The sequence below is a fragment of the Hymenobacter caeli genome (genome assembly GCF_013294115.1).
Classification (GTDB): Bacteria; Bacteroidota; Bacteroidia; order Cytophagales; family Hymenobacteraceae; genus Hymenobacter; species Hymenobacter caeli.
The window spans coordinates 290,108-314,678 of record NZ_JABSNP010000001.1 but is presented as its reverse complement, the minus strand read 5'-3'; the positions used below and the strand labels follow the sequence as shown (position 1 = coordinate 314,678).

20 protein-coding genes and 1 tRNA gene are annotated in these 24,571 nt (G+C 64.9%); 18 read left to right on the top strand and 3 right to left on the bottom strand.

The genetic code is table 11. From position 1 onward, the window contains the following. Positions 1-14: 14 nt before the first annotated feature. Entirely contained in the window at positions 15-1,019 is a 1,005-nt protein-coding gene (locus HNP98_RS01325) for an enolase C-terminal domain-like protein (RefSeq protein ID WP_173808237.1), read from the bottom strand. A 172-nt stretch (positions 1,020-1,191) separates the two neighbouring features. Here HNP98_RS01325 and HNP98_RS01320 point away from each other — a divergent pair, with 172 nt between their 5' ends. The 4 genes from HNP98_RS01320 (at position 1,192) to HNP98_RS01305 (ending at position 6,555) form a co-directional block, all read left to right on the top strand. Next, positions 1,192-2,604 (top strand): dicarboxylate/amino acid:cation symporter, encoded by a 1,413-nt coding sequence (locus HNP98_RS01320; RefSeq protein ID WP_173808236.1) that lies wholly within the window; start codon positions 1,192-1,194, stop codon positions 2,602-2,604. A 141-nt stretch (positions 2,605-2,745) separates the two neighbouring features. Next, positions 2,746-3,402 carry a hypothetical protein gene (locus HNP98_RS01315; protein ID WP_173808235.1) on the top strand — a complete coding sequence of 219 codons (657 nt, stop codon included), beginning with the start codon at positions 2,746-2,748 and terminating at the stop codon, positions 3,400-3,402. Positions 3,403-3,421: 19 nt separating this feature from the next. Then, positions 3,422-4,111: a hypothetical protein gene (locus HNP98_RS01310; protein ID WP_173808234.1), complete on the top strand. Its 690-nt coding sequence runs from the start codon at positions 3,422-3,424 to the stop codon at positions 4,109-4,111. Between the two features lie 71 nt (positions 4,112-4,182). Further along, positions 4,183-6,555, top strand: a complete 2,373-nt coding sequence (locus HNP98_RS01305) for a GAF domain-containing protein (RefSeq protein ID WP_173808233.1) — start codon at positions 4,183-4,185, stop codon at positions 6,553-6,555. 189 nt (positions 6,556-6,744) lie between these two features. On the opposite strand, the gene HNP98_RS01300 is transcribed toward HNP98_RS01305, so the two are convergent. Both HNP98_RS01300 and HNP98_RS01295 read right to left on the bottom strand, forming a co-directional pair. Further along, positions 6,745-7,443: a phosphatase PAP2 family protein gene (locus tag HNP98_RS01300; protein WP_173808232.1), complete on the bottom strand. Its 699-nt coding sequence runs from the start codon at positions 7,441-7,443 to the stop codon at positions 6,745-6,747. Positions 7,444-7,591: 148 nt separating this feature from the next. After that, positions 7,592-7,673 (bottom strand) — tRNA-Leu (locus HNP98_RS01295). Positions 7,674-7,840: 167 nt separating this feature from the next. Between HNP98_RS01295 and HNP98_RS01290 the strand changes: the two genes are divergently transcribed. From HNP98_RS01290 to rpiA, 14 genes are all read left to right on the top strand, one after another. After that, positions 7,841-8,575: a methyltransferase gene (locus HNP98_RS01290; protein ID WP_173808231.1), complete on the top strand. Its 735-nt coding sequence runs from the start codon at positions 7,841-7,843 to the stop codon at positions 8,573-8,575. A 137-nt stretch (positions 8,576-8,712) separates the two neighbouring features. Continuing rightward, complete coding sequence (locus tag HNP98_RS01285; RefSeq protein ID WP_173808230.1) at positions 8,713-10,671, top strand: M61 family metallopeptidase; 1,959 nt, start codon at positions 8,713-8,715, stop codon at positions 10,669-10,671. A gap of 286 nt (positions 10,672-10,957) precedes the next feature. Further along, complete coding sequence (locus HNP98_RS01280; RefSeq protein ID WP_173808229.1) at positions 10,958-11,650, top strand: hypothetical protein; 693 nt, start codon at positions 10,958-10,960, stop codon at positions 11,648-11,650. 38 nt (positions 11,651-11,688) lie between these two features. Next, positions 11,689-12,684: a PspA/IM30 family protein gene (locus tag HNP98_RS01275; protein ID WP_173808228.1), complete on the top strand. Its 996-nt coding sequence runs from the start codon at positions 11,689-11,691 to the stop codon at positions 12,682-12,684. 140 nt (positions 12,685-12,824) lie between these two features. Beyond that, positions 12,825-14,603, top strand: a complete 1,779-nt coding sequence (locus HNP98_RS01270; RefSeq protein ID WP_173808227.1) for an OmpA family protein — start codon at positions 12,825-12,827, stop codon at positions 14,601-14,603. A 143-nt stretch (positions 14,604-14,746) separates the two neighbouring features. After that, a complete protein-coding gene (locus HNP98_RS01265) occupies positions 14,747-15,526 on the top strand; it encodes an ABC transporter permease (RefSeq protein WP_173808226.1) in 780 nt (259 codons plus the stop codon). After that, complete coding sequence (locus HNP98_RS01260) at positions 15,526-16,350, top strand: ATP-binding cassette domain-containing protein (protein WP_217425608.1); 825 nt, start codon at positions 15,526-15,528, stop codon at positions 16,348-16,350. The genes HNP98_RS01265 and HNP98_RS01260 overlap by 1 nt, the downstream gene beginning before the upstream one ends. Before the next feature lie 176 nt (positions 16,351-16,526). Continuing rightward, on the top strand, positions 16,527-17,540 hold the full coding sequence (locus HNP98_RS01255) for an MBL fold metallo-hydrolase (protein WP_173808225.1): 1,014 nt from the start codon (positions 16,527-16,529) through the stop codon (positions 17,538-17,540). Positions 17,541-17,719: 179 nt separating this feature from the next. After that, positions 17,720-19,222 (top strand): sodium:solute symporter, encoded by a 1,503-nt coding sequence (locus HNP98_RS01250; protein WP_173808224.1) that lies wholly within the window; start codon positions 17,720-17,722, stop codon positions 19,220-19,222. Positions 19,223-19,266: 44 nt separating this feature from the next. Further along, positions 19,267-19,731 (top strand): energy transducer TonB, encoded by a 465-nt coding sequence (locus HNP98_RS01245; RefSeq protein WP_173808223.1) that lies wholly within the window; start codon positions 19,267-19,269, stop codon positions 19,729-19,731. Positions 19,732-19,968: 237 nt separating this feature from the next. Further along, positions 19,969-21,804 (top strand): ABC transporter ATP-binding protein, encoded by a 1,836-nt coding sequence (locus HNP98_RS01240; RefSeq protein WP_173808222.1) that lies wholly within the window; start codon positions 19,969-19,971, stop codon positions 21,802-21,804. 75 nt (positions 21,805-21,879) lie between these two features. Further along, positions 21,880-22,521 carry a hypothetical protein gene (locus HNP98_RS01235; protein ID WP_173808221.1) on the top strand — a complete coding sequence of 214 codons (642 nt, stop codon included), beginning with the start codon at positions 21,880-21,882 and terminating at the stop codon, positions 22,519-22,521. A gap of 99 nt (positions 22,522-22,620) precedes the next feature. Then, the gene (locus HNP98_RS01230; protein ID WP_173808220.1) at positions 22,621-23,505 is read left to right on the top strand and encodes a DUF2911 domain-containing protein; all 885 of its coding nucleotides are present in this window, start codon (positions 22,621-22,623) and stop codon (positions 23,503-23,505) included. A 209-nt stretch (positions 23,506-23,714) separates the two neighbouring features. Then, entirely contained in the window at positions 23,715-24,479 is a 765-nt protein-coding gene (gene rpiA / locus HNP98_RS01225) for a ribose-5-phosphate isomerase RpiA (RefSeq protein WP_173808219.1), read from the top strand. Positions 24,480-24,571: the final 92 nt, after the last annotated feature.

The window sequence follows — 24,571 nt, the reverse complement described above, 5'->3', positions numbered from 1 at the left end:
CCAACGGCAGCGCTTCAGGTCAGCCGCAGGGCCCCGGCTTCCTCGCGCACCAACCCAAACGGCTCGTTTTGGACGATGAGGATGCCGTCGAGGTCGTGCACGTCGGCCAGGGCGCTGATTTGCAGCGCGGCGGCGATGCCCAGGCTGGTTTCGACCATGCAGCCCAGCATGGGGCGCAGGCCGTGGGCGCGGGTGCGGCGCAGCAGCTCAATGCCGCGCCGCAGGCCCCCGGCCTTCATCAGTTTCACGTTCACGCCGTGGAACTGCCGGGCAATGTCTTCAAAGTCGGCCGCGTCGGTCACCGACTCGTCGGCCAGCAGCGGCACGCCGGCCCGGGGGCGCAGGTAGTGGTAGTCGGCGGCGCGGGCGGCGGGCAGGGGCTGTTCGAGCAGGGCCATGTGCAGCCCGGGCACGGCGCGGGCCTGCGCCAGGAATTGCAGCAGGCCGTCGGCGTCGGCCCAGGCCTCGTTGCCGTCCACGAGCAGGGCGTGGCCGGGCAGCACGCGCGCCACCTCGCGCAGCAGGTCGAGGCCCCCGGCGGCGTCCACCTTCACTTTCAGCAACTGGAACCGCGCGGCCCGCTGCGCCGCCAGGAAAGCGGCCACCTCGCCGGGCGGCATGATGGGCAGCGTGAAGGCCGTGGGCGTGGCGGCGGCCGGCGGCGGCACGCCCAGCCACTGCCACACCGGCTGCCCGGCGCGGGCGGCCAGCCACTGCACCAGCGCGGCCTCCAGGGCAAAACTCAGGGCGTGGGCCACGGGGTGGGCCCCCAGCAGGGCGTCGAAATCTTCTAAATTTTCAGCCTGCTCCAAACCAGCGGCTTGCAGGGCTCCAAACTGCTCGGCCAGCAATTCCGGCGACTCGGCGTAGCGCACGTTGGGGGCCGCTTCGCCCCGGCCGGTGTGGCCGCGGCCGGCCACCTCGGCTATCAGGTTGGTTTTGGCGGTGGAAGCGTTGCGGGAGATTTTCCAGACGAAGCGCAGCGGTAGTTCTAAGGAAGTGAGGGTCCAGGCGGGCATGGGCGGGGCAAGGGGCGCGGTGGCCCGAAGATGCGGCGAAAACGCCGTGCGCCCCCCGTGCCGGCCCACGCGGCCTTCGGGCAGCGGGCGCGTGGGGCGGGGCCCGCGGCCGGCTACCTTTGCCGGGCCCGCCTTTTCTTCATGCGGGCCACATGTGTTTTCGTCGTTGCCCATGAAGTTTTCGCGCGTTGCCGTGCCGGCCCTGGTTTTGCTGCTGCTGGCCATCTTGCTCACGTTTCTGGCCGAAACCGGGCGGCTGGCGCTGCCGGCCGCCGTGCCCGTAGCCGCCCGCTGGGCGGCGCTGGGGGCCCTGGCGCTGGCCGTGGCCCCGCGCCGCTCGCTCACCCTGTGGATTGTGCTGAGCATGCTGGTGGGCATCGAAATCGGTCACGACGCCCCGGCCGCCGCCCTGCACCTTAAGGTATTGAGCGACGCCTTCCTGCGGCTCGTGAAGACCATCATCGCCCCGCTGGTGTTCGCCACGCTGGTGGTGGGCATCGCCGGCCACGCCAACCTCAAGCAGGTGGGCCGCATGGGGCTCAAGGCGCTGATTTATTTTGAAGTGGTGACGACATTCGCCCTGTTCATCGGCCTGGCGGCCATCAACTTCACCAAGGCCGGGGTGGGCATCAAGAACACCGCCATTGCCGAAAAAGCTGATGCGCTGGCCGCCACCGCGCCCCAAACGGCGGCCGACATCATCCTGCACATCTTCCCCGAAAACATTGCCAAATCGGTGGCCGAGGGGCAGGTGCTGCAAGTGGTCATCTTCGCCATCCTCTTCGCCATCGGCCTGGCCCTCACCCCCGAACGGTCGCGCCGCGTGATGCTCGACCTGTGCGAAAGCCTGTCGGAGGTGATGTTCAAGTTCACCAACGTGGTGATGTACTTCGCGCCGCTGGGCGTGGGCGGGGCCATGGCCTACACGGTGGCCAAGCTCGGCTTCGGGCCCCTGCTCAACGCGTTTCAGCTGCTGCTCACGCTCTACGGGGCCCTCATCGCCTTCGTGCTGCTGGTGCTGCTGCCGGTGGCGCTGCTCATGCGCATTCCGCTGCGGCGCTTCGTGGCGGCGGTGGCCGAGCCGGTGAGCATCGCCTTCGCCACCACCAGCAGCGAGGCGGCCCTGCCCCGGGCCATGGAAGCCATGGAGAGCATCGGGGTGCCGCGCCGCATCGTGGCCTTTGTCATGCCCACGGGCTACTCCTTCAACCTCGACGGCACCACGCTCTACCTCTCGCTGGCGGCGGTGTTCGTGGCCCAGGCGGCGGGCGTGCCCCTCTCGTTTGGCAACCAGATGCTGCTGGTGTTCACGCTGATGCTCACCAGCAAGGGCGTGGCCGGGGTGCCCCGCGCCTCGCTCGTGATTCTGCTGGCCACGCTGCCCTCGTTCAATTTGCCGGCCTGGCCGGTGTTCATCATCCTCGGCATCGACGCGCTGATGGACATGGCCCGCACCGCCGTGAACGTGCTCGGCAACTGCCTGGCCAGCGCCGTGGTGGCCCGTTGGGAGGGCGAGTTCATCGACGACTACCAGGGCCCCGACCCGGCCGCGCTGCCCGAAATGGTGCCCGCCGCCCACCAGTAGCCCGGCCCCGCGGGCCGGTTGGCAGTGCCGCGGCGGCGTGCTACCTTGGGGCACGCACGGCCCCGAACCCTCTTTTTAAAGGTTTCGGGGCCGTGCGTGCCTACCCACCCACCGCTCCGCCTGCTTTTGCCACCTAAGTCTATGAAAATTAAGCTACACTTTATTTATATTCTATTGTTCATTACCGGGATGCTGGCCGCCGGCTGCCGCTCGGCCAAGGTGCCGCTGGCGGCCACGCCCTTTGCCCCGCTGCGCGAGCGGCTGCCAGCGCTGGAAGTAGCCACCGACCCCGGCCCGCTGGGGGCCAGCGACGGCCTGCTGCCCGAAGACCCGCTGCGCCTGTTCACCAACGAGCTGCAGCGCAACGTGGCCGAGCCCACCGATTCGGCCACCTTCGGCTACGCCCGCCTCGTGGTGACGCACGCCGCCACCCGCCGCCGCCTGCGCGGCTGGCAAGCCGTGCAGATGGCCTTGCTGCTAACGCCCACTTTTCTGGGCGTGCCCCTCGAAACGTACCAGACCGACGTGACGGCCGAAGTGCAGGTATCGGACGCCCAGGGCCGCGTGCTGGGCACCTACGCCGGCAAGGGGAGCGGCCGGGCCCGCGTGGCCATGTACCACGGCTACGCCCAAAAAAATGCCCCCCGCCTGGCCGACGTGCTGGCCCTGCGCGACGCCCTGGCCCGCATCCGCCCCCAGCTCGACACGGCCGCCGCCCGCCTCCGGCCCCTGCTGCTGGCCCACGGCCCCGTCGACAACCCCACGCTGCCCACCGCGGCCGCCCGCGGCCGCCGCTAGCCGGCCGTATCTTTGGGGCATGATGCGGCTCCTGCGTTTTTTGCTTCCCCTGGGTGTTATTGGCCTGCTGGCCGGCTGCTGCGCCAACAACGTGTGCGACTGCCAGGACGAGCGGGCCGATGCGTTTTATTTCAAGTTTGTGAAAGTGGCCGATAATTCGGCTAACGGCTTCAACGAGAAAACGGAGTTGGACACCGTGCAGTTTCGGCGCTACGCGCTGCCGCTCGATGCCAAGGGCCAGCCTTTATCGGCTCCCAAGGCGACGTCGCACTACACCAATTTTCGGGATTACGCCGACTCCATTGACGTAGCCAACGGTTACGATTTAGTGACTTTCATCAGAAGCCCAGCCACCCGTACCAACGCCGTGCAAACCGACAGCCTGTTGCTGAACAATAACTTACCGTTTACGCAGCAGGGCTCGCGGAAGCTCAACACGTACCTGTACCGCATTGAAGTGCGCCGGGGCCCGGGACAACTCTTGCGCAACGACCCGCGCCGGTACGAACTGACAACCATCCGGTTGGTGGGCGAATTCGATGGCACGGGCTGCTGCACCTGCTACCGCAATACCTCGAAAACGGCCGTTTTGACCCAACTACTTCCAATGCCCGTCCCCGGCACTCCCAGCGCCGCTGGCGTCGCCACCACCATCACCGCCACCGAGCCCGCCCCCAACAGTCCCGTTTACCAGTCCATCACCAAGTAGGGCCCGGCACCACTGGCCGGCCGGGCCGCGTACCACCGGGCGTGCCCCCGCCGCCCCTCCTGCCCTGCCCCATGCCCACTTCTGCCCTTGACGCCGCCGCGACGGCGCTGCTCGCGCCCCCGGCGGCGGCCCCGGCCCCGGGCGACCCGGCCTTCCCGTTTGCCACCGCCCTGAGCCTGGAGCCGCTGCTGGCCTACTGGCAGGCCCGCGAGGCCGACCCCAACCCCGGCCTGGCCCTGCTGGCCCGCGCCATTGCCCGGCAGGCGGCCCGCACCCCCGGGCTGCGGGGCCCCCTGGCCGACCCAGCGGTGCTCGAAAAAGAGCACGATTTTTTGGAAACCATCATGCTGGCCGTGTTCCCGACGGCCACGGTGGGCAGCGCCATCAGCGGGGCCATTCCGCCGTTTCGGCGCACGAGCTTTTATTACACGCCCCGTTTTGCCGAAGTGCTGCTCAACCGGGAGCGCACCATCAAGCAGCCCCTGAACCTGGACCAGGCCAGCACGGAGGCCTACATGACCCGCATGGCCTACCAGCTCATCCTGCACCGGGTGTACGGGGTGGAGCTGCCCGCCGCGGGGGCCATCATCTTCACGGTGCCCGACTACCGCATCGGCCTCTACCGCCACTACGGCGTGGGCATCGATTCGTCGTTTGTGCAGGTGCGGGTGGTGGGCGAGGCGCCGGTGCTCACGCCGGCCCAGTGCGAGCAGCTGGGCCACCAGCGCCACGACCTGGCCGTGTGGCGCGAGCTGCTGCCGCCCGCCCACTTCGTGCTCGAAGGCTTCAACGTGTTGCAGCTGGTGGACGTGACCGACCAAGAGGTGCTGTCGGAACTGAAATACGACCTGCTGGAGCGCGACGTGCTGCAAGCCGCCGACCGCCTCGAGCAGATTCAGGAGAAGCTGCGGGTGCTGTTCTCCCGGCCGGCGCTGCAGCTCGGCATCGCGGCCTACGACGAGAAGAAAAAGGCTTTCGTGGACTTCGGCCGCAAAATCAACCACAGCTTCCTCACCAAGCAGGTGCAGCACAGCCGGCCCGACAGCGGCTTCCGGCAGATATACGACCGGCTGCTGCGCGAGCGCCGGCCGCTGGTGCTCTCCGACGTGGCGCGGGCCGACATCCCGCCCGACTTGCGGGCCCAGGTGCTGGAGCTGGGCATCCGCTCGGCCATCCTGGCGCTGCTGCCCTACGGCGGCGACACGGTGGGCCTGCTCGAAATCGGCTCGCCCAACGCCGGCGACCTCGACGAGTTTGACTTGGAAAAGGTGGCGCAGTTCGTGCCCTTGTTCGCGGTGGCCGTGAAGCGCAACGCCGAGGACCTGCAAACCCGCATCCAGGCCCTGATGCAGGAGCAGTTCACGCCCATCCACCCCACCCTGGAGTGGCGCTTCGTGGACGCGGCCCGCCACCTGCTGGCCCGCCAGGACGAGGGCCAGCGCGGGGCCGAGATGGAGGCCATCGTGTTCGAGGACGTGTACCCGCTGCACGGCTCCTGCGACATCCGGGGCAGCAGCACGGCCCGCAACGAGGCCATCCAGGGCGACCTCATCGAGCACCTCACCCTGGCCCACCGGGTGCTGAAAAAAGCGGCCGAGTTCCGCCAGCTGCCCATCCTCGACGAGCTGAAGTTCTACGTCAACAAGCACCTGCGCCGCCTGCGCCAGGGCATCACCAGCGGCGACGAGCTGAGCATCTACGAATCGCTGCGGCGGGAGGTGGAGCCGCTCTTCGAGTACCTGGCCCAGCACACGCCCGCGCTGCGGCCCGTCATCACGGCCTACTGGGCCAACATCGACCCGCGCCTGGGCATCCTCTACAAGCGCCGCCAGGCCTTCGAGCGGAGCGTGACGGCCATCAACGACGCCGTGGGGGCCTTCCTGGACGAGGAAGAGGCCAAGGCCCAGGCCATGTTTCCGCACTACTTCCAGCGCTTCAAGAGCGACGGCGTGGAATTCAACATTTACGTGGGCGAGGCGCTGGTCCAGGACCGGCCCTTCGACCGGGTGTTCCTCAAAAACCTGCGCCTGTGGCAGCTGCTGACGATGGTGGAAATTACGCGGCGCACCCACGCCCTGGCCCCCACCCTGCCCGTGCCGCTCGAAACCACCCAGCTCATCTACATCCACGGCCAGCCGCTGAGCATCCGCTTCCGGCAGGACGAGCGGCAGTTCGACGTGGACGGGGCCTACAACATCCGCTACGAAATCATCAAGAAGCGCATCGACAAGGCCACCGTGCTCGGCACCGGCGAGCGCCTCACCCAGCCCGGCCGCCTGGCCCTGGTGTACGCCCAAACCCGCGAGGCCACCGAGTACCGCGAGTACATCGACTACCTGCAAGACCGCGGCCTGCTGGAGCCCGGCGTGGAAGAGCTGGAGCTGGAGGAGCTGCAAGGCGTGAAGGGCCTGCTGGCCCTGCGCGTGCAGGTGAAAATTAATTAAAAATGATGAATTAAAAATGATGGCGGTGGTCGAAAACGGGGTGGTCCGGCGAATTGCCCGAAGGGCTTCGTCGGGCCACTCTGGCGGCTGAACAGCGGCTCCGGGGTATTGTCAGCGTGGCCCGACGACCGAAAAAGTCGCCGGACCACCTCGTTTTCGACCACCGCCATCATTTTTAATTCATCATTTTTAATTTTTAATTAATTTCTTCTCTTTCCAGAACAGCCGGATGCCGGTGCGCAGCAGCACCAGCCACGCCGCGCCGCCGCAGAAACCGGCCAGCACGTCGGTGGGGTAGTGCACGTGGAAGTAGACGCGGGTGAGGCCGATGGCCACCGCGAAGCCCACCAGCGCCGCGCCCGCGCCCCAGCGCCGGCCCTGCTGCACCACCAGCCACGCCAGGCAGCCGTAGTAGGCCATGCTCATCATGGCGTGCCCGCTGGGGAAGCTCAGGCCGTACTGGTAAAACAACGCCGACGCGGGCCGGGCCCGGTGGAAAAAGGCCTTCAGCAACTCGTTGAGGGCCAGCCCGCCCCCCATGGCCAGCAGCAGCTCGACGGCGTAGCGGCCGAGGCCGCGCCGGTGCAGCACCAGGGGCACCAACAGGCTGGCCGGGATGAAAAACCAAACCGAGCCGAAGAACGTCAGCGCTTTGGCTACTTCGAATGTCCAGGGGCAGGCGTGCCGCAGGCGGTCCATCTGGGCAAATCCCCAAGCATCGAACCCCTGCGAATGCTCGCGGAAGACGACCCGGGTGAGGTAAAAGAACAGCCCAAACGCCAGCACGAACACCGCCGTGCCCGCCACGGCCTCGGCGGTGAGCTTGCCGGCCAGGCCGGCCAGGCGCGACGCCGGGGGCGTGGGCGGGTTGGAAGAAGTGACGGGCATGGGCGGGGAAAAAGTACGTTGAACGAAATTCTTTCAAAACTGGCCACGGGCGGCCCGCCGCCGAACCCGGAAAACCGCCGGGGCCGCACGGCCCAACGGCGCCGCACAACAAAAAAGGCCAACCCGGATGGGTTGGCCTTTTTTGTTGTGCGCTCGGGGAGACTCGAACTCCCACACCTTGCGGAACTGCCGCCTGAAGACAGCGCGTCTACCAATTTCGCCACAAGCGCAGCGGTACCGCCACAGCCAACTCCGCGGGGAAGATTGCCGTTTGGTGACGCAAAGGTACGCGGCCGGCGCGGCGCGGCGCAAGCCGGGGGCCGTTTTTTTCGGGGGCCCCGGGCGGCGGCGGCCCGGGCAAGTTGTTTTTCAGTTGGTTGAAGCCGCACATTTTTTCATGTTGGACCCAGATTCTGCTAATTCTTCCTCCTTCGCGCCGCCCCGGGGCCCCGGGGCGCGCACCACCGGCAACTTCGACCGCATTGCGTGGTGCTACGACGCGCTGGCCGGGCTGGTGTTTGGCGGCAGCCTGCGGGCCGCGCAGCGGGCCGCCCTGGCCGGCCTGCCCCCCGGGGCCCCGCACGTGCTGATTTTGGGCGGCGGCACCGGCTGGGTGCTGGGCGAGGTGCTGCGCCGCCGCCCCCGCGCCACCGTGCTCTACCTCGAAGCCTCGGGGCCCATGCTGGCGCGGGCGGCGGCCCGGCTGCGCCGCACGGCCCCGGGCGCGGCCGGCCAGGTCGAGTTCCGGCGGGGCACCGAAGCGGCGCTGGCCCCGGCGGAGCGGTTCGACGCGCTGGCCACGTTTTTCGTGCTCGACTGCTTTCCGGCCGCCGCGCTGGGGCCCGCGCTGGCCCGCCTGGCGGCGGCCCGGCAGCCGGCCGCCCCGTGGCTGCTGGCCGATTTCTGCCGGCCCCGGCGCGGCTGGCAGCGGGCGCTGCTGGGCACGATGTACTGGTTTTTTGGCGCGGTGGCGGCCCTGCGCGTCCGCCAGCTGCCCGACTTTCACGCGGCCCTGGCGGGCCTGGGGCTGCACCCGGCGCAACCGGCGTTTTTCTTCGGCGGGGCCGTGGAAGGCACCGTATTCCGGCCGGCGGCGCCAAGTGGAGCGCCGGGCACCGAACCGCTCAATTAATTCCCTATATTTGGGAGCCTATTAACGGAAAAAACTAATTTCTACCCTAACAGGCTAGTTAATAAGCGGCTTCATTCAGGTTTTTATACCAAAATTTCCTTTAGTTATCGTTCTCCTGCCAGCTGGCGCGGTATGCCATGAAAAATTACGCTTGTTTGCTAACCCTGGCGCTGTGCGCGGGCCTGGGGCCCACCGAAGCGCGGGCCCAGGCCAAAGCCCCACACCCCGCCCAACGGGTACCGGCGGCACCCGCCAAGGCCGCGCCGGCCAAAGCCGCGCTAACCAAAACAGCCCCGGCCAAGGCGGCCCCGGATGGCCCGGCGGTGCGCTACAACGTGGCCTTTCCCAACGCCGTGCACCACGAGGCTCGGATTACGGCCACGTTTGCGGGGCTGCCGGCGGGGCCCTTGCGCGTGCGCATGGCCCGCAGCTCGCCGGGGCGCTACGCGGAGCACGACTTCATCAAAAACGTGTACTACGTGGTGGCCACCGACGGCGACGGCCACCCGCTGCCCCTGGCCCGGCCCGACGCCTACGGCTGGAACGTGACGCCGGGCCCCGACGGCAAGGTGCTGTTCAGCTACACGCTGTACGCCGACCGCAGCGACGGCACCTACGCCGGCATCGACCAGCAGCACGCGCACCTGAACGTGCCGGCCACGTTCTGCTACGCGCTGGGCCTGGAAAGCCGGGCCGTGGAAGCGCATTTTGACGCCCCGCCCGCCTGGAAAGCGGCCACCCAGCTGCGGCCCGGCGGCGAGAAAAACACCTTCACGGCCCCCAACCTGGCCTATTTCATGGACAGCCCGGTGGTGCTGGGGGCCCAGCAGGTGCGCACCTGGGAGGAGGGCGACCAGACCATTGAGCTGGCGGCCCTGTACCTGGGCACCCTGCCCGACCTCGACCTCTACGCCAAGAAGGTGCAGCGGGTGGTGAAGGAGGAAAAGGCCATTTTCGGCACGCTGCCGGTGTTCGATTTCGGCCGCTACACCTTCCTGGCCGACTACCTCGACCAGACCACCGGCGACGGCATGGAGCACCGCAACTCGACCTCGCTCACGGCCCCGCGCGGCATCCACGGCGAGGACGCGCTGCTGAACCTGCGCACCGTGGCGCACGAGTTTTTCCACGCCTGGAACGTGAAGCGCCTGCGGCCCAAGGACCTGGAGCCCTTCGACCTCCAGCGCACCAACATGAGCGACGCGCTGTGGCTGGCCGAAGGCTTCACGCAGTACTACGGCGAGCTGGCCCTGCGCCGGGCCAAGTTCTACGACGACGAGCAGTTCCTGGACAAGGTGGGCGGCTGGGTGAACGCCCGCCTCGCCAGCCCCGGGGCCCGCTACGCCTCGGCCGTGGACATGAGCCGCCAGGCCGTGTTCACCGACGCCGGGGTGAGCATCGACCCCACCAACACGGCCAACACCTACCTCACGTACTACTACCAGGGCGCGGGCCTGGCGCTGGTGCTCGACCTGGAATTGCGCCAGCAGTACCGCACCAGCCTCGACCAGTACATGCGGGCCCTGTGGCAGCAGTACGGCCAGAAGCAGGCCAACTACGCCCCCGCCCGGCCCTACACCCTGCCCGATTTGCAGCGCGTGCTGGGCGAAACCGCCCACGACACGGCCTTCGCGGGCCGCTTCTTCCGGCAGTACGTGTACGGGCACGAGGCCCCGCGCTTCAGCGAAAGCCTGGGAGCAGCGGGCCTGGCCCTGGTGCCCACCCGCGTGCTCACCAGCCTGGCCCAGCAGGTGGAGTTCGACGCCGAAGGCCGCGGCTTCATCGCCACGAACACCCTCATCGGCTCGGGCCTCTACAAGGCCGGCATCGACCGGGGCGACCAGCTGGTGATGCTCGACGACAAGGCCCTGAAAAGCCCCGCCGACCTAGCCGAGGTGCTGCGCCGCCACGTGCCCAACGACCTGGTAATGGCCCAGGTGCGCAGCCGCGGCGGCATCGACCGCACCCTGCAGCTGGTGCTGACGGAGGCCCCCAACGTGCGGATTCAGCCGCTGGAAGAGGGCCCGGCCAAGGCCGTGGCCCCCGCCCAGCAGGCCCTGCGCGACGCCTGGCTGGCCACCCAGGTGGCCAATTAAGAGTAGGTTGTCGCGCCGGGGCCGCCGGTCATTGACTTCCCATTGACGTCTGGCAGTCAATTGTTTATCAGCTCACCGCCAACGACCAATCGGTAACTGTCAACTTACCGCGGTTTTCGGCCCGGGACCCGGCGCGGGCCGGGCCGAAAACCGCGGTAATCGCAGGCATTCAGATTGCCGGATATCTTTACCTTTGAACGCTTGGCCGAGGCTTTTGCCCAGCCCCCGGCCGCCGGCCACGAACCGGGCTGGCCCGGCTTTTTATTCATCTTTTCCGTTATTTCTCATGGCCCTCTTCGATAAGCTCACCCACGCCGCCAAGGATTTTTTCATTGAGCCCGAGGAAGGGGAAAACGCTCCCGCTGCCCCGGCCGGGGCCCCGTACACCGCGCCCGCGCCGGGACTGCCCGGAGCCGCCGTGCCGTTTGCGGCCCCGGCCGTCACGCAGCCCGAGCAGCGCCACCTCGACCACATCGCGGGCCTGCTGGCTGGCGATGGCCGCGACTTCGAGGCGTACATGAAGATGGTGAAGAGCATGGCCGCCGCCGGCATGGCGGGCCCCCTGCTGTACCAGACCGCCTACAACGCCTTTTCGGCCGTGAACGGCGGCACCGTGCCCGGCCTGCTGGCCTCGGCCGCGCAGTTTGAGCAGGCCCTGGCCACCGACCGCGACAAGGTGCTGGCCCGCCACCGCGAGAAAATGGGCGAAACCGCCGCGCCCGGCGCGGCCCCCGGCCCCGTGGTGCAGCTCGCGGCCCAGGAAAAAAAGCTCGCCGCCGACCTCGCCGACCTCACCCGCCAGCTCCAGGCCAAGCAGCAGCAATTGCTCCAGACCCAGCAGCAGCTGGCCGATGAGCGCCAGAAAACCCAGGCGGCACTGGCCAGCTACGAGCTGGCCAACTCGGCCGCGCTGGCCGAGCTGCAAGCCCACCACAAAGCCGCCGAAGCCTTTTTGAACGCCAGCGGCGCGGCCAAGTAAGCAGCGTAAGCGCCACCCCAATCCTTTCTTTCTGCACGATGAACACACCTTTACTGGGCCCGCCTTCGCCCGCGGATGGCCTGCCGTCCTGGCAAAAACCCGAGAAAGTGGCCGCCTGGGCCTTTGTGGCCCTGCTGGCCGGCCTGGGGGTGTACTATTGGGGGCAGATTTTGCCTTACCTGGTTGATATTGTTTTCAACACGGTCAAGCTCGGCGCGAGTCTGGGGGCCCTGTTCGTGCTGTTTCTGCTGGCCACCAACAAGCGCATCCAGGCCGGGCTCTGGTACGCCGGGCAGCGCATCTTCCGCACCGCGGCGGGGCTGTTCGTCAACACCGACCCCATCGGCATCATGGAGGACTACATCTCGAACACCGAGAAGGAGGCCCGCAAGATGGACGAGGAAGTGGGCCACATCGAGGGGGCCCACGAGCTGGTGCAGCGCAAGCTGGACGCCAACCGCAGCCAGATGCAGGAGTACCTGGCCCTGGCCGACGCGGCCCTGCGCCAGGGCGAAAAGGACAGCGCCGACAGCTACGCCAGCCGCGCCGCCCAGCTCGAAGACTACAACCGCCGCCTCACCCCGATGGCCACCACCACGGCCAACGTGAGCCTGGTGATGCGCCAGATCCTCAAGGCCGCCCTGCGCCAGATTGACAACTCCAAGTTCAAGGTCAACCTCTTGAAGGATGAGTACGCGCTGGTGAAGCGCACCTCGTCCGGGATGCGGGCGGCGATGAACATTCTGCGCGGCGACCCCGACAAGAAGTACTTCTTCGACCTGGCCACCGACCGCGTGGCCCAGGACATGGCCCAGCAGCTGGGCCAAATCAAGCAGGCCATGCGCTACTCGCAGGAGTTCGTCAAGGAGATGGACATCCAGAACGGGGTGATGAGCGAAAAGGGCCAGCGCCTGCTCGACAAGTACCAGAAGGGCGAGTTCAACGCCATTATGGACAACGAGCCGCCGGTGCGCCTGGGCGTGGCCGCCACCGCCAAGGCTTCGGACGATGCCTACGGCAAGCTGCTGGACTGAATTGCAGTACCCGGAACGAACGTTTAGAACGTCATGCTCATCTGGCTGCGCGGACGCCAGATGAGCATGACGGCCTCTTTACTCTGATACGACCCGTTTTCACCTCCTTTCCACATTCAACACCTTTTCACATCAATTGAATGACTACCCGCGGTAAAATCCTCATTGCCATTCTGGTCCTGGCGGGCCTGTATTTTGGCATCAACAAACTCACTTCCAGCAACCTGCTTTTCAAAAAAGCTGCGACCGAGTCGGTGCTGCTCAGCTCGATTGAGCTGCCGGCCGCCACCGGCGGCAGCGGCGTGAACACGGTGGTGCCGCTGGCCCCGCTGCCCGGCACGGCCCCGGCCGACAAGGGCACGCCCGTGACCTGGGAGGTAATGGCCTGGAACGCCCAGATTGCCGGCATGCTGGCCAACGGGGGCCCCCGCACCACCACCGGCTCGGCGATGGCCGCCAACGGCCTCAACATGCAGATTGTGCGCCAGGACGACGTGAGCAAGATGCAGGCCGACCTGGTAAAAAACGCCGCCGACCTCTCGGCCAATCCCGCCACGCCGGGCCTGATTGTGAGCATCATGGGCGACGGCCTGCCGGGCTTCTCGGCCGTGCAGGCCGAATTGAAAAAGGCCGGCACGCAGCTGCAAATCATCCCCTACAGCCCCGGCAAATCCTTCGGCGAAGACAAAGTGATGGGCCCCAAGGAATGGATTGACAACCCCAAGGCGGCGCTGGGCAAAACCATCGCCTGCTACCTGCGCGACGGCGACCAGAACATCGCCCTGAAGTGGTGCTCGGACAACGGCCTGAAGGTGAACCCCGACGAGACCACCTACGACCCGCAGGCCGTTAACTTTATGTCGGCCAGCGACTTCCTGGCGGCTTCGGAGAAGTACATCCTGGGCAAGCCCGAGAGCCGCGATAAAATCGTGGACGGCAAAAACACCGGCGTGAAGGTGGACGTGGTGGCCGACGCCGTGGCCACCTGGACGCCCGGCGACGTGAACATTGCCAAGCAGAAAGGCGGCCTGGTGAGCATCGTCTCGACCAAGGAATACTCGAACCAGATGCCCAACATCATGGTGACCACCAAGCGCTGGTACGACGCCCACCCCAAGGAAGTGGAGGGCCTCATCCTGGCCCACGCCGTGGCCGGCGACCAGGTGAAGAGCCACCCCGAGGCCCTGAGCCGCGCCGCCGACATCTCGGCCGACGTGTACGGCGACAAAGACAAGGACGGGGCCTACTGGCTGAAGTACTACAAGGGCGTGAGCGAGGCCGACCGCAACGGCAACGTGGTGGAGCTGGGCGGCAGCAAGGCCTTCAATTTCAGTGATAACTTGAATTTATTCGGCCTCAACGAGGGCGGCACCAACATCTACGCCTCGGTGTACAAGGCCTTCGGCGACGTGCAGACCAAGCTGTACCCCAAGGAGCTGCCCAACTACGTACCGCTGGACGACATGCTGGACCTGACGCCGCTACGCAACGTGCAGGCGCGCTACAAGGGCAAAACCGTGGCCCCGGCCGACCAGCAGAAGTTTGCCGCCGGCGACGAAATCCGCCGCAACGTGAGCGAGCGGGCTTGGAACATCGAGTTCAATTCGGGCCAGAGCACCTTCACCCCCGCCGCCCAAAAAGAGTTGAACGCGCTGTTTGACGACCTCGTGGTGGCCGGCAGCCTGAAAGTGGCCGTGCACGGCCACACCGACAACACCGGCGACCCCCAGGCCAACCAGCAGCTGAGCGAAGACCGCGCCATGGCCGTGCGCCAGTGGCTGGAGCGCAAGAGCAGCAGCGCCTTCCCCGACGGCCGCATCCAGGTGTACGCCCACGGGGCCACCGAACCCGTAGCCCCCAACACCACCCCGGCCGGCAAAGCCAAAAACCGCCGCGTGGAAATCGTGCTGGGCAGCTAAGCGCAAGGTTTCGCGGGGTTAAAATAGGTTTCGCGGCATTTGCGGAGTGTAATGCTTCGCGGCAAAGCCCGATTCATTATCCGACCCATATCCAACCTAACCCCGCCCGCGAAACCTATTTTAACCTCGCAAAACCTTGCGCTATGCTCAAAGACCTTTTTATTCCTAACGCTAGGCCGCACCGTTCGGTGTTCCTCACCATGGTGGGGGGCCAGGTGCTGCTGCTGCTGCTGCTGTGGCTGTTCTACCCGTTGCAACTGTTCCCCACGCTGGGCGAGGTGCTGGGCTCTTTTAAGGAACTGGTGACCTCGCAGGGCCTCATTCAGGAGCTGTGGGCCAGCCTGACCACGGCGCTCGGGGCCCTGGCCATCGCCACGGTGCTGGCGCTGGCCATCTCCTACCTCACGGCGCTGCCCTTCTTCCGGCCCATTGCCTACGCGGCCTCCAAAATGCGCTACCTCACCCTCACGGGCCTCACGTTTTTCATGGCCCTGATGGTCAGCAACGGGCACCAGGTGAAGCTCTCGGTGCTCGTGTTCGGGGCCACGGTGTACCTGGTGACGGGCATGACCAGCGTGATTCTGACCACCACGCAGGAAGAAATGGACCACGCCCGCACGCTGGGCATGAGCGAGTGGCGCAGCTTCTACGAGGTAGTCGTGCTGGGCAAGCTCGACGAGATGCTGGAGGTGGTGCGCCAGAACTTCGCCATCATCTGGACCATGATTACGCTGGTCGAGACGCTGTACCAATCGGAAGGCGGCATCGGGCTGCTGCTTTACAAGCAGAACCGCTACCTGCACCTGGCCGGCGTGGTGGCCATTCAGCTCGTCATCCTAGCCACCGGGGCCCTGCAAGACTATACGTTTGAGTTTCTGCGCCGTCTGTTCTTCCCCTACTCCGATTTGACGACGGCGAAATAATGGCGGACCATTCTTACAAGGATTCCATCCTCGCGCTGCGCGACGTGTCGATGCAGTTCAAGGGCGAGGTGGTGCTGCGCGACATCAGCCTGGACGTGCGCGACGTGGTGCGGCCGGGCGTGAGCCAGGGCCAGGTGGTGGGCTTCTACGGACGCTCGGGCATCGGCAAGTCGGTGCTGTGCCGCATCATCGCGGGGCTGCTGCCGCCCAGCACCGGCACCGTGCAGGTGGGCACCCCGGCGCGGCCCGTGTGCCCCGGCGACGTGGGCTTCGTGCAGCAGCGCTACCCGCTGTTCGACCACCGCACCCTGCTCGACAACCTGCTGGTGGCCGCCGAGCGCAAGCACGCCCCCGCCGAGGCCAAGGCCCGGGCCGAGGACTACCTGGCCCGGTTCGACCTGGCCCCGCACCGCCGCAAGTACCCCGCCATGCTCTCGGGCGGGCAGCGGCAGCGGGCGGCCATTGCCCAGCAGCTGCTCTGCTCCGAGCACCTCATCATCCTCGATGAGCCCTTCTCGGGCCTCGACATTGCGATGATTGACGAGGTGAAGAAGATTATTATGGAAGTGACGCTGCTCGACGAATTGAACACGGTCGTCATCGTGAGCCACGACCTGGCCACCACCACCGCCCTGGCCGACACGCTCTGGCTGCTGGCCCCCGAGCGCGACGCCGCCGGGCAATGCCTGCCGGGGGCTACCGTCAACAAAAAGCACCAGTACAACCTGGCCGAAATGGGCCTGGCCTGGCAGCCCGGCATCCAGGCCAAGCCGGAATTCGTGCAACTAATCGAGCACCTGAAGGATGAGATTCGGCACAGTTAACAAAAAAGCTTTTGAAGAAGCACCATTGAACGTCATGCTTCGGCTGCGCAGACGCCAGACGAGCAGGACGTTCTCATTGTTTTTGGCAACTTTCTCAACCGCTTCAAAACCAACACCTATCATTGAGGCGTAATTATTTTTTCTATTCTTATTCCTATTTCTCTTTATCTCCGTTCATGTCCGCTTCTATTTCGCACCTTCGCAACGAGGCCCTAGCCACCGTGCGGGCCGGCTATTCCGGCAATAAGTTATTCGGTGATGAGTTTGCCAACGGCGAAGCCCTGTTTAAGCCCCGCTTCGGCACCTTGCTCAAGTGGCAGCTCACGGCCAATCCCCAAAAGGAAGAAAAGAAGCGCGACGCCTGGGCCCCCGCCGTGGTGGACTGCACGGCGGCGGTCGAGTCGAAAGAGGACGTACTGATTTGGCTGGGCCACTCCAGCTTTCTGCTGCGCATCGCAGGCGTCACACTGCTCTTCGACCCGGTGCTGTACAGCTCTCTCGGGCTGCGCCGCCGCCACGCGCTGCCCTGCCTGCCCGAAGACCTGACGGGCATCGACCTGCTGCTGCTCTCGCACGGCCACCGCGACCACCTGGACAAAGACTCCATCCGGTTTCTGGCCAACGAAAACCCGGGCCTGCGGGTGCTCTCGTCGCTGCGCATGGCCCCGCTGCTGCGCGGCATGGTGCCCGGCCTGGCCGTGCAGGAAGCCGGCTGGTGGCAGCAGTACGACCTGGGCCCCGCCAGCCCGTTCGAAATTTACTACCTGCCCGCCAGCCACTGGCACCGCCGCGGCCTTGCCGACCTGAACCAGGTGCTGTGGGGCAGCTTCCTGATTAAGACGGCCGACAAGCTCATCTACTTCGCCGGCGACACGTCCTACGGCGACCATTTCGAGCAGATTGAGCGCCAGTTCGGGCCCCTCGACATCGTGCTGATGCCCATCGGAGCTTACAAGCCAGCGTTTATGATGGCCAAGAGCCACGTGAACCCCCACGAAGCCGCCAAGGCGGCCAACGTGCTGCGCGCCGGCCACCTCGTGCCCATGCACTACGGCACCTTCGACCTCAGCGACGAGCCCGCCTCGGAGCCCCTGCGGCAGTTGACCGAGGTGGCCGCCGGCGGCATGCTGCGCGGCGAACTGCACGCCCCCGCTGTGGGCGAGGTGCTGCGCTGGCGCGAGTGGGAATAGGTTTTTTTAGCTGTTGGCTGGTAGCCTTTAGCTGTTAGCTTTTTACAGGGCGTTGCGCTGGCTGTGCGCCGTGGTGCTGCGGGGCCCCCAGTGGCTACCTGTTAGCTTTGCCGCTTCCTGTCGGGCTGTTCCTAATAAAGGGCTAACAGCTAACAGCTAGCAGCTAACAGCTTAAAGGAATGTCGCCTACCCTCGTTTTGAGCCTGATTGCGGGCTATTTCGCCGTGCTGGTCGTCATTGCGGTGCTCACCTCGCGCAAGGCCACCAGCGAGAGCTTCTTCGTGGCCAACCGCAACGCGCCCTGGTACATGGTGGCCTTCGCCATGATTGGCACCTCGCTTTCGGGCGTCACGTTCATCTCGGTGCCGGGCAACGTGTACGGCAAAAGCTGGAGCTACCTGGCCGTGGTGCTGGGCTACGTGGCCGGCTACGTCGTCATCGGCACGGTGCTGCTGCCGCTCTACTACCGGCTGCGGCTGGTGTCCATCTACACTTACCTCGACCAGCGGTTTGGCTACTGGAGCTACAAGACGGGGGCCCTGTTCTTCCTGATTTCCCGGGCCCTGGGCTCGGGGCTGCGGCTGTACCTAGTGGCGGGCGTGCTCCAGCTGGCGGTGTTCGATGCGATGGGCGTGCCGTTTGCCGTCACCGTGATGGTGAGCATCCTGTTCATCTACCTTTACACGTTTCGCGGGGGCCTCAAAACCATCCTTTGGACCGACACTTTTCAGACGCTGGCCATGCTGAGCTGCGTGGGGCTGAGCATCTACTTCATCTCTTCGGAGCTGAATCTGGGCTTCAAGCAGCTCGTGGCCTCGGTGCGCGGCAGCAGCATGTCGCAGGTGTATTTCAGTAATTTCAGCGACGACAAGTACTTCTGGAAGCAGTTCGTTTCCGGCATGTTCATCACCATCGTGATGACTGGGCTGGACCAGGACCTGATGCAGAAAAACCTGAGCTGCCGCAGCCTCGCCGACGCCCAGAAAAACCTGTTCTGGTTCACGCCCGTGATTGTATGCGTCAACGTGCTCTTCCTCACCCTGGGCGTGCTGCTCTACCAGTACGCCGCCGCCAAGGGCCTGCACCTGAGCGAATTGCCCCAGCTGCTCAAGGCCAATAAGACGCTCGATACCGACCTGGTGTTCCCGTACCTGGCCACCACGCAATTCACGCTCTTCGCGGGCATCGTGTTCATCCTGGGCCTCATCGCCATCACCTACGCCTCGGCCGACTCGGCCCTGACGGCCCTCACCACGTCGTTTTGCGTCGATTTTCTCAACATCCAGCAGTACCCCGAGGCCCGGCAGACGCGCCTGCGCCAGCTTACGCACCTGGGCTGGTCGGTGGCGCTGATTGGCATCATCCTCGCCTTTCGCGTGCTCAACAACCAAAGTTTGATTGACGCCGTGTTCAAAACCGCCGGCTACACCTACGGGCCCCTGCTGGGGTTGTACGCCTTTGGCATTTTCACCCGGCGCGGCCTACGCGACCGGCTCGTGCTGCCGGTGTGCGTGGCGGGGCCCCTGCTCACGCTGCTCATCGTGACGCACTCGGAGGAGTGGCTGAACGGCTACAAGTTCGGGTTTGAGATTCTGCTGCTGAACGGAGCCCTGGTGCTGCTGGGCTTGTTCGCCATTTCACGCCGCCCAGCGCTGAACCCCGCGCCCATCGCGGCGGTTTAGGCAGAAGGCCTGGGTTGCCCGCGCGGCCCGCTAATGTTCTGTTAATGAAAACCTCACTGTTTCTGTTGCTCCTTGCCGGCCCGGCGGCCCTGGCGCAAACGGTGCCCGCGCCGGCCGGGGCCCCCGCTCCGGTGGTGCTGCGCCCCGGCCACATGCAGGCCCAGGCCCACGGCGGGGCCGCCAACCGGCCCGACAAAGCGCCGCAGTACCCCGGGGGCCCTCAGGCGCTGGGCGCATTTTTTCAGGACCACCTAAAGTATCCCGAAGCCGCCCGCGTCAAAAGCATCACCGGCAACGTGCTGCTGAGTGCCACCGTGGGCACCGACGGCCAACTTAGCGGGTTGAAGGTGGCCCAGCCGCTCTCGCCCGAGTGCGACGCCGAGGCCCTGCGCGTGGCGGCGCTGCTGCCGCCCTGGCAGCCGGCCACCCGCCTGGGCGTGCCGCTGCCGGTGGCCATCCAGCTGCCGGTGCCGTTCGGCAACGGCGCGACGCTGAAAGTATTAAAGTAGTCGTTTCTCAAATTCTGTATTGTATTGCCGTGCAGCGGTCGCCTCACCCCCTAGCCCCCTCTCCGAAAAGGAGAGGGGGAACTAGTTTATAGTTTTAGATTTTAGAAGCTACGACTAGAGCTAGTCCCCCCTCTCCTTTTCGGAGAGGGGGCTAGGGGGTGAGGCGCTTCCCAGGGCGACTACCGCCAACCACTTATTCATCCTCAACGGCGCAACCCAATGCCTGCGCCACCAGCTATGGCCCGAAGCGGATTCAACACCGGCGGCACCGACCTTACGGAGGACTTGCCCAAGCCGAAAATAAATAAACAGTCGCTCCAGCGCAGCCTGCGGATTTTCCGCTTCGTGCTGCCCTACCGCGCCAAGTTCGTCGTGGGCCTGGTCATGTTGCTGCTCAGTAGCAGCACGTTCATGGCCTTCCCGTGGGTAGCCGGCAAGCTCGTGGACGCCGCCAACCACAAGGCGGTGGCGCTGCCCGGGGGCCTGGCGCTCAGCATCAACCGCATCGCGCTGCTGCTGTTCGTGGTCATCGTGTGCCAGGGCGTTTTCTCGTTCGGGCGCATCTGGTTTTTCACGCAGGTGAGCGAGTACACGGTGCGCGACATCCGGCAGGCGCTCTACGCCAAGTTCGTGACGCTGCCCATTCCGTTCTTCGAGAAGAACCGCGTGGGGGCCATCACCTCGCGCATCACCAGCGACGTGGCCAACATCCAGGACACGTTTTCGCTGACGCTGGCCGAGCTGTTCCGGCAGGTGTTCACGCTGCTGGGCGGCATCGCCTTCATCATGCTCGTGTCGGTGAAGCTCTCGCTGTTTATGCTCGTCACGTTCCCGCCCATCGTGCTGGCGGCGGGGCTGTTCGGACGCAAAATCCGCACCCTGGCCAAAACCACCCAGCAGGAGCTGGCCCACACCAACACCATCGTGGAGGAGACCTTGCAGGCCATCAATTCGGTGAAGGCCTTCACCAACGAGCGGTTTGAAATCGGGCGCTACACCACCTCGCTGGGCAAGGTGGTGCGGGCGGCGCTGCAAAGCAACCTGTACCGCGGCGGCTTCGTGTCGTTCGTGATTATCGGCTTGTTCGGCGGCATCATCCTGGTGCTGTGGCGCGGGGCCACGCTGGTGTACACCGCCGGCCCGGGCCACCTCGAAATCGGCCAGCTCGTGTCGTTCATCATCTACACGGCCTTCATCGGGGCCTCGGTGGCGGGCCTGGGCGAGCTGTACGGCAAGGTGCAAAGTACCCTCGGGGCCTCCGAGCGCATCCTCGAAATCCTGGACGAGGCCAGCGAGCCCACCCACCGGCCCGGGGCCCTGCCCATCCGCCTGCACGGCGACATCGAGTACCGCCACGTGGCTTTCCGCTACCCCACGCGGCCCGACCTGCCGGTGCTGCAAGACATCAACTTCCGCATCGCGGCGGGCGAAAAAATTGCCCTCGTGGGCCCCAGCGGCGCGGGCAAAAGCACCATTGCCGGCCTGCTGATGCAGTTCTACGACCTCACCGGCGGCGAGATTTTGGTCGATGGCCAGGCCATCGGCAGCTACGACCTGACGGAGCTGCGCCGCCACATCGGCATCGTGCCGCAGGAAACGCTGCTCTTCGGCGGCACCATCCGCGAGAACATTGCCTACGGCAAGCCCGGCGCCTCCGAGGACGAAATCATCGCCGCCGCCCGCCAGGCCAACGCCTGGCAGTTCATCAGCTCCTTCCCCGAGGGCCTCGACGCCGTGGTGGGCGACCGCGGCATCAAGCTCTCGGGCGGGCAGCGCCAGCGCGTGGCCATCGCCCGCGCCATCCTGAAAAACCCCGCCATCCTCATCCTCGACGAAGCCACGTCCTCGCTCGACAGCGAGAGCGAAAAGCTGGTGCAGGGCGCGATGGACGAGCTGATGCAGCACCGCACCAGCATCATCATCGCCCACCGCCTCAGCACCATCCGCAAAGTGGACAAAATCCTGGTCATCGACGGCGGCCGCATCGTGGAAGAAGGCTCGCACGACGAGCTGAGCGAGCGGGAGGGCGGACTATATGCCAACTTGCTGCGGTTGCAGTTTGAGCTGAGTTAAGCAAGTTGCAAGCATATAATTAAGGCCGTTAATTCGTTATATTTAGCGAATCAACGGCCTTAATTATTTAAGAGTATGGTTTCCCTGCAATTAAAATCGAGTCGAAATCGGTATCAAGGTCTGTCGATGCCGGACATGGCTCCGTTTGCCAGTTTGATATTTATAATAGTTTGCTTTTATCCACTCACAGGCAGATTGAAAGGGCCAGAAAGCGGATTGGTTGCAGATGACCGATTGCCAGGTAATAGTGCTGTGTGTTGGCATACCCCAGAGCACAATGCTGTAGTAAGCCTCAACCAGGCAAACGAACTTTCTTTTTCTGGTCCAAATACCTATTCTAACACAGAGACACAAACAGCTGCTATCAAACAAGTTGCTTCACAACATAAAATCGTTTTCACGGCTTCGCAGCTAGCAGAACTGCGAACAATTCCATTTTTGGCGACGACTGTGCAACAGCTTCCCCAGTTTTTGGACTTGGCAGCCGTTCAGCGCCACGAAGCAATTAGGTTGGGAGACATTGGTCCACTTAGCGAAGCACAACTTATAGAGTGCGTGACCGCAGCAAAGAAGCTATCCATAACCTTAGAACGAAAAAATTTGTATTTTACACTTAACATCGATGTTGATACCAAAGCGTCAAACGTCATGCATTTAATTAGTTTATTACAAACAGCTGGGATTAATAGATTTGATTTAGCGACCCAAATGAAATAACACCGCATCACTGGCTGAAATCACGAAGGATTATGAAACCCGCGCCCCCAGCGCGGGTTTTGTAGTTTTGGGGCCTCAACCAACCCATTTTCAAGTTCAATGAAGTTTCAACTGCTGACTTTCTCCGCCGCGGCTGCCGCGGCCGTAACGCTGCTGGGGGCCCCCGCCGCTCAGGCGCAAATTACTACCCCGCAGCCCAGCCCCAAAAGCACCGTGATGCAGCGCGTGGGCCTCACCGACGTGACCATTGCGTACTCGCGGCCGGGCGTGAAGAACCGCGCCGTGTTCGGCACGGTGGTGCCGTATGGCAAGCGCTGGCGCACGGGGGCCAACGCCACCACCAGCATCAAGTTCTCGGACGACGTGACCATTGAGGGCAAGAAAATTCCGGCCGGCGAGTACGGCCTCTACACCATCCCCACCGCAGCGGAGTGGACGGTGGTGCTCAACAAAAGCCTCAAGCAGGGCGCTGACGTGGACGGCTTCAAGGACGACCAGGACGTGGCCCGCTTCACCATCAAGCCCTACAAGCTGCCGGCCAAGGTGGAAACCTTCACCATCGATTTCGCCGACCTTACCCCCGCCACCGCCAGCGTGGAAATGACCTGGGCCACGACGGGCGCGAAATTCAAAATCACGGCCGATGTGGACAGCAAAATCGCGGCCCAGATTGACGAAAAAATCACCAAAGCCGCCGCTCCCACCCCCACCGACCTCGCCTCGGCCGCCGTGTACTACAACGACAGCAACAAGGACCCGAAGCAAGCCCTGGCCTGGATTCAGAAAGCCAACGCCGCCGAGCCCGGCAAGTTCTGGAACCTGAACACCGAGGCCAAAATCCGCCTGAAAATGAAGGATTACAAAGGGGCCATCACCGCCGCTGAAGCCTCGAAGAAGGCCGCCCTGGCCGCCACCCCGCCCAACGGCGAATACGTGAAAATGGACGAGGAGCTGATGGCCGAGGCCAAAAAGATGGGTAAATAGGTCGCTGGCTGCCTGATTAGGCCGTCGCCGATTTAATTATTAGGCCGTCATGCTGAGCGTAGCCGAAGCATCTCTCCCGCTGAGTAATCCAACCGATGGGTTTACTGCCGCTGGAGAGATGCTTCGGCTGCGCTCAGCATGACGGCCTATTTTTGTGCTGTAGTTCTTCTTGCTGCGCTACATCATTCCAACCACCAACACACACGCCCATGAACCCAACCGCCGCTGCCAACTCCCCCGCCGGGGCCCTTACGCTGGCCCAGGAAAAGCAGGTGGCCGCCGCCGCCGCCCTGCGCTGGGTACGCGACGGCATGCTGCTGGGCCTGGGCACGGGCAGCACGTCGGCGCAGTTCATCATCCAGCTGGGGGCGGCGGTGCAAAACGGCTTGAAGGTGCAGGGCACGGCCACCTCGCTGGCCAGCGAGGCGCTGGCGCGGCAGTTGGGCATCCCGCTGGTGGCGCCGCGCCGGGGCCTGCGCTTCGACCTGGCCGTGGACGGGGCCGACGAGCTGGACGGCCAGTTGCGCCTGATAAAAGGCGGCGGTGGGGCCCTGCTGCGCGAGAAGCTGCTGGAAACGGCGTCTAACTACTTGCTCGTCGTGGCCGATTCCTCGAAGCTGGTGCCGGTGCTGGGCCGGTTTCCGCTGCCGCTGGAGGTGGTGCCGTTTGCCCTGCCCTGGGTGCTCGACGCGGTGGAGGCCCTGGGCGGGGCCCCGGTGGTGCGCATGATCAAGGATGACCCGGCTGCTTACTACTATTCCGACCAGAAAAACCTGATTCTCGACTGCCACTTCGGCCAGATTGCCGACGCGGAGCGGCTGGCGACGCAGCTCAAAACCATCCCCGGCATCGTGGAGCACGGCTTGTTTCTGGGGTTGGCCAAGGCAGCCGTCATCGTGAAAGATGGGGCGGCCCTGGTGCTGCGGCCCGGCGAAGCGGCCCGGCCAGCGGCGGAATTTGCGGAGCTGCCGTAGGGATACGCAAACCTCGCCCCTGGAGAACCCCACGGGAGGTACCACAAAAAAGGAGCCCGGCCGCATCGGCCAGGCTCCTTTCTGCTTTTAAG